This is a genomic window from Rhizorhabdus antheiae (genome assembly GCF_049889055.1).
GTDB lineage: Bacteria > Pseudomonadota > Alphaproteobacteria > Sphingomonadales > Sphingomonadaceae > Rhizorhabdus.
The window spans coordinates 1-5,837 of the sequence record NZ_JBLTWO010000024.1 but is presented as its reverse complement, the minus strand read 5'-3'; the positions used below and the strand labels follow the sequence as shown (position 1 = coordinate 5,837).

The 5,837-nt window shown below is 61.3% G+C and carries 4 protein-coding genes and 2 pseudogenes; 2 read left to right on the top strand and 4 right to left on the bottom strand.

Annotated features, from left to right (window positions below; genetic code table 11):
• The coding region (locus ACNI3R_RS20360) for a trehalose-6-phosphate synthase (RefSeq protein WP_426187060.1) at positions 1-307 on the top strand (307 nt) is incomplete at its 5' end.
• Positions 308-589: 282 nt separating this feature from the next.
• Here the strand turns inward: ACNI3R_RS20360 and ACNI3R_RS20355 are convergent.
• The 4 genes and pseudogenes from ACNI3R_RS20355 to ACNI3R_RS20340 all read right to left on the bottom strand — a co-directional run.
• Positions 590-1,805, bottom strand: a pseudogene (locus tag ACNI3R_RS20355) (IS701 family transposase).
• A gap of 76 nt (positions 1,806-1,881) precedes the next feature.
• Entirely contained in the window at positions 1,882-4,059 is a 2,178-nt protein-coding gene (locus ACNI3R_RS20350; protein ID WP_426187057.1) for a TonB-dependent receptor, read from the bottom strand.
• A gap of 101 nt (positions 4,060-4,160) precedes the next feature.
• Positions 4,161-5,015, bottom strand: coding sequence for a helix-turn-helix domain-containing protein (locus ACNI3R_RS20345; RefSeq protein WP_426187054.1), 855 nt, complete (start codon positions 5,013-5,015; stop codon positions 4,161-4,163).
• 141 nt (positions 5,016-5,156) lie between these two features.
• Positions 5,157-5,531: pseudogene (locus tag ACNI3R_RS20340) on the bottom strand (IS3 family transposase); the annotation flags it as partial.
• A gap of 5 nt (positions 5,532-5,536) precedes the next feature.
• Here ACNI3R_RS20340 and ACNI3R_RS20335 point away from each other — a divergent pair.
• Positions 5,537-5,837 (top strand): trehalose-6-phosphate synthase (locus ACNI3R_RS20335; protein WP_426187051.1); only part of this gene is annotated, 301 nt, incomplete at its 3' end.

Genomic DNA, 5,837 nt, shown 5'->3' with positions numbered 1-5,837 from the left:
TCCGCTGCGCGACGGGATGAACCTCGTCGCCAAGGAATATATCGCGGCGCAGGACCCCGAGGACCCCGGCGTCCTGATCCTCTCCCGCTTCGCGGGCGCGGCCGAGCAACTGACCGAGGCCTTGCTGATCAACCCCCATAGCCCCGAGGACATCGCCGACGCGATCCAGAAGGCGCTCGCCATGCCGCTTGCCGAACGCAAGACCCGCTGGCGCGCCTGCATGGACAGCGTCGAGCAGCAGGACGTGATGTGGTGGCGGAGGTGTTTCCTCAGCGCATTGGCGGGGGAAGAGGCGGATGCGGCGTGAGCGAGGATAACCTCAGCGAATTGCATACGTCAGGTGAGAGCATGTTGCCGGCGCTGCAATGATTCCTGCTCCGCGAGATGGGCGATGGCGCGGATCATACGCGCGGTCATTGCCGCCAGCGGATGTTAGAATTACAGTTGCATTTTTGACTTGATATGAGCGCGCCGTGCGGCAGCCTGATGCGCCCGTCTCCAGCATGACCAGGCGATGATGTAGGCGGCTGGATACGACGCTGGGCCAGCTTGTTGGCGATCCGCCGGACTTCCTGGATCGACCAGCGGATCAGATCCTGATGGTCGGCATCCTCAGTTTTTTTGGGGGCGTCGCGTGGTTGGCGCGATATCGGATCACCGCCATCATGGCGAAAGCGAGCATCACGAGCGAGACGTGGCGATGCCAGCCATGCCATGATCGCGTTTCGTTGTGATCGAGGCCGAGCTCGTTCTTGGCGGTTTCGAAGCTGTCTTCGATTGCCCAGCGATGACCTTCGACGGAAACAAGCGCTTGGATGCCTGTCCCGGCGGGGCACCAGGTTGTGAAGAAAGCGAGATCGCCGTCGCTGATATTGCGGCGGATCAGAAGGCCCCGGGTCCAAAGTCCCGATTTCGTCTTATCATATTCATCAGCTTCGAGATCGGCGAGTTCGCAGTAAGCCCAGTCATGAAGCCGCGCGCCCTTGGTTCCCTCGCCAGCAGACAGGCGCTGCCATGCATCGGGCGCAAGATCGCGGGCAATCTCCTCCGCTTTGCCCGCGACCATGGGCTTGCCCGCCCATGAGCCGAAGTAATGATCGGATTTGACCCCGAGAACATAGCCTTTACAGGCTCGGCGCAGCGCACCCTCGATGTCGCCAACGCCGTATACCGCATCGGCCGCCACCCAGGAAAAAGGCACATCTGCTGCCAACGCGCGCCCTATCATATCGACAGCCAAAGCCGGTTTGGTGGCGAAGGCGATGGTCTCGGGAACGTGTGTGGCAGCCAGCCTTGCTGGATCGCCGGTCCAACTCTTGGGCAAATAAAGCGCACGATCGATAAAGGCATGGCCCTGTGCCGATACATAGGCGGCGAACACCCCAATCTGACAGTTTGTGATCTTGCCCGCCGAGCCGGTATATTGACGCGCAACACCACAGGATGCCTTGCCCTGCTTGAGGAACCCCGTCTCATCAATGACCAGAACGGCGTCCTGTGTGCCGAGGTTTTCGACAACATACTCCCGCACAATGTCGCGAAGCCCGTCCGCGTCCCAGCGCCCCCCGGCCCAAAATGGCCTGCTGTCGCCAAGGCCCCGGATCACCCGCCGCCTCTGCGCGCATCCAGCCCGTCTTACGGCGCTCGTCACCCAGCAAACCATCCAGGAAAAGGTTCGCTGAGGCTGCAACGCGTTCCTGCGTGAACAGGTCGCGCATCCGAGCCTTCACGTCGCGAAGCGACGATGCCCATAGCTCCAGCGTGGTCTCAATCGATGCACCCGTCATCCACGGCCTCCTTACCATGGAGACCCATTGATTCAGAGTTTCACTAAATATGCAACTGTAATGTTAAACAATTGGCCTTGCTTGTCATGGAGACCTACCAGCGCCTTCCCACCCGCAAGCCGACTACGCGCGGTGCGCCGACACCCGCATAGAGAGTGCCATCAAAGCCGAAGGCGAAGTTTGAATAGGCGCTGGTGGTGAACACACGCTGGTCGGTGATGTTATCGACGAATAGTCGCAGGTCCCAGCCTTTTTCCTGCCACCCGATCTGGGCGTTGAGGAGGAGATAGCTGTCCTGTTGCGCTGTGTTCTCCGGGTTGAGTTGGGTGTTACCGACTCCGTTGGCCTCGCCGCGAAGGAAAAGCCCGCGCCAAGGGCGCCAGCTTGCGGAGACGGAAGCGTCGAACTCAGGCACAAGCCGCACCCGGTTGCCGGTGAAGTCCTGAACCGCCGAGAAGCGGTAATCATTGTAGACCGAATCGACATATCCAAAGGATGCCGCCAGATCGAGCGTGGGATTCACCTTGGCTGTCAGTTCAAGTTCGAAGCCGCGGCTGCGGATTTCGGCGTTGGAGGTGATGAGATTGGTCGAGACTGCTTGGCCCGCTGCGTTGACCAGCACGTTGAATTCCTGCCAGTTGTCCGCCTCGGTGTGGAACACTGCGCCTGCCAGCAGCGCCCGGCCATCGAGGAAAGTTAGCTTCGCGCCTGCCTCATAGGTCCACAGTGTCTCGGGATCATAGCTGGTGAAGTCTTCGGTGACAGATACGGCTGTGGCGGCAAGGTTGAAGCCGCCCGGAACCCAGCCTCGCGCGGCGGAAGCATAAACCAGCAGGTTCTCCATCGGCTTCCAGTCGACCGAGACGCGCGGTAGCAGGGCGTCGAAATCATCCTTAAGGTCTTCGGCGGCGAAGACGAACTGGCCTGCCGGGCCGAGACTGAGCACGCCCGCAGCCTGACGCAGTTCGCGCTCGGCATAGTCATAGCGTAGCCCGCCCGTCAGACGGAGTCTGTCGCCGAGAGGGACGGTGACGCTCCCGAAGGCCGCATAGTCGCGCGCCCGGCTGCGCTGCGGCGGTGCCGGATTGAAGTCATCGAGGCCGCCGGGGCCGGCTAGCGTTGCAAGGATCTGCTGCTGGCGCTCGTTATAGTGACTGACACCGAAGACCCATTGGACGCGATTACTCTGCGGCGAGGACAGGCGCGCCTCGAAATTGAGATAGCGATTGTCATCGGCATCGCCTCCGGCGATGGCGGGAAGCGCGGTGAGATCGATGTCGGAGCCGAAGGCGGTTTCTTCCTCTTTGCGCCATGATGCATTCACATCCAAAACCGCGCCGCTGAATGTGTAGTTGAGATTACCAGCAAGAACATATTCGTCCTGTGCTGTGCGCTTGGGAGCATCGTTGATCAGATCGTAGCGTCCCGAGCGCCGTCCGCCATTGAAGCCTGCCGAATAGTTCGCATCATAGGCTTCGCGGTCGATCGGCAGGAACTCCTGCTCGTAGAGACCGGGTGCACGCTGCCGGAAATAGTAGCCAAGCAAGTCCACGGTCAGCCTGTCGGTCGGCTTGTAGCGGAGTTTGCCCTGAACAAAGGTGTTGGTGACATAGCCAGGCTCGCCAATTGACGAAGCGCGGTTCTGGACGAAACTGTCCGCGCCGTCATGCGTCGCGACGAAGGAGCCGGCGAGAGTATTGGTCAACGGCCCGCTGACCGCGAGCCGAGCCTCGTAACCTTGACCATTGCCGAATACCGTGCCGGTCAGCGCGGCATCGACCTCGAGCCGGTCGGAAGGCTGCCGGGTGCGAATGACGATCAGTCCGCTTTCGGTGTTTGCGCCATAGAGCGTTCCCTGCGGGCCGCGCAGCACCTCGACCTGTTCGATGAAACCGAGCGCCTGGTCCTGCACGTCGCGGAACGGGATGCCATCGACATAGACCGCGGCACGATTGACGATGAAGGGATTGGATTCGATACCGCGGATGGTGATGAAAGTCGCGCCGATCTGGCCGAGTTGATTGAACTGCACGTTCGGCACATAATCATCGATATCGCGAACCGTCTCGATGCGAGCGTCTTCGACGAATTGTTCGGTAAGCACGGTGGCGGCGACAGGGGTGTCGGCGAGCGGCGAAGGTTGACGGGTGCCTGTGACGATGATCTCGTCTTTGGTGCGATCCTGCTCTGGCAACGCAGCGGTGGTCTGGGCCAAAGCCGTCTGAGAGGTGCCGCCCATCAGGAGAGTGGCAAGCAGAATGGACCTGGTCATGAATACCCCTATTTGCGAATAAATCGCAACTATATAGGATATAATGTCACATCAACCGGATTGGCTTTAGCGATCGGGCATTTGCTTTAGGTTGCGGGCGATCAATCTTGCCAGCGGCTCGGCGGGAGGCCGTGCTGACGTTTGAAGGCTACTGCGAAATGCGCTGGGGAGTAGCCGATCCGGTATGCTGCCTCGCTCGGCCGCAGGCCGTCGCGCAGCAGCCGTGCTCCTTCTTCGAGGCGTCGCCGGGTGACATAGCCTCCCACGGAGATTCCGAACACCGCCCGAAAGGCATCGGTCAATGTTCGCGGGCTGCAACCGACGCGTGCGGCAAGCGTGGCGAGCGAAAGCGATGCCGCAAATTCCGCTTCGAGAATGTCGCGCGCCGCCATGGCAAGGCGGTGTGATCGCCGCGCGTTCAAGCGAGGCCGGGCGCGGTCGCACAGTGCCTCTTCAAACACCGCCAGCAACTCCAGCGCCCGCGCCTCGCGGGCCATGTCGCGGGCGGTGCCCTGAAACCACGGGTCTATCGGCATCGCGAGGCGGGCAACAACCGGCACCGGCACCGCTTCCAGCGCCAGGCAGGTCTGCCCCTGGCGACGAGCGAAAGCAGCGAGCGCACCAAAGGCTTCAAGTTCGGTCGGCATAATCGTGAGTCCGGCAGAATGAAACTGCCCCGCAGCCAGCGATGTCGTCATCGACGCGGGCGTTTCGCAAATGACAAGCGTCGCACCTGCGCCTGACACCCGCATCTCGCCGAAATCAGCAATGCTTTCGAGTCCCGGTGTCAGGCCGCAGCCAAAGTGCAATCCCGCCGGTAGCGAAACCTCATAGACTAAGGGTTGCGGATTGATCCCGCTCGACTGCCAAAAGGTCGTCGCGGCCTCCAGACAGGCAGACTGTTCTGTCTCCCCGCCCGCTATAGCACCGATCGTCTCGATCCACTCGCCATCCATACAGCCGTGAAGCCTCCCTTCGTGGGCACAAGATCTACCTTGGTTAGTTCGCTTCGACGCTTCATTTGCCCCCTAAAAAACGTCGGATGGTTCACCCTCACTGAGCTGCTGCCGGTTTGATGGACACCGAGATAGGCTCATTCAGGCTACCCCAGCCTCGAGTTCGAAGTCGATGGGGCTGAGGTAACCCAGTGTCGAGTGGCGTCGGTTCGGGTTGTAGAAGCGTTCGATATAATCGAACACGTCCGCCTTGGCCTGGGCTCTGGTTCGGTAGGCCTTCCTGCTCACCCGCTCGGTCTTGAGGGACGAGAAGAAGCTTTCCATGGCGGCGTTATCCCAGACATTGCCGGACCTGCTCATCGAACAGGTGACGCCGTTGTCGGTCATGAGCCGCTGGAACTGCTCACTGGTATACTGACTGCCCTGGTCCGAATGGTGAAGCAGGGCGTCGGGCTTCCCGCGCCGCCAGATCGCCATGATGAGCGCATCGGTGACGAGCTGGGCCGCCTTATCGGCTGCTGATGTCGCTGCCCGACCATCGCGAGTTGGTCGAGACGCTGTTCGCCTATGACGTGGTCGGCTTCCAGACGCAGGATTCGCTCGAGGCTTTCCACGACTATGTCGTCCACGAGATGGGCGGCACGGTGGAAGAGGACGGCCGGGTCGTCGTCGGCGAGCGATCGGTGCTGGCGCGCGCCTGCCCGATCGGGATCGACACCGACAATTTCCTCGAAGCCGCCAGGTCGCCCGCCGCGCTGGACGCCTTTCAGCGGATGCGCGAGAGCGCCAATGGGCGCGACATGATCGTGGGTGTCGACCGGC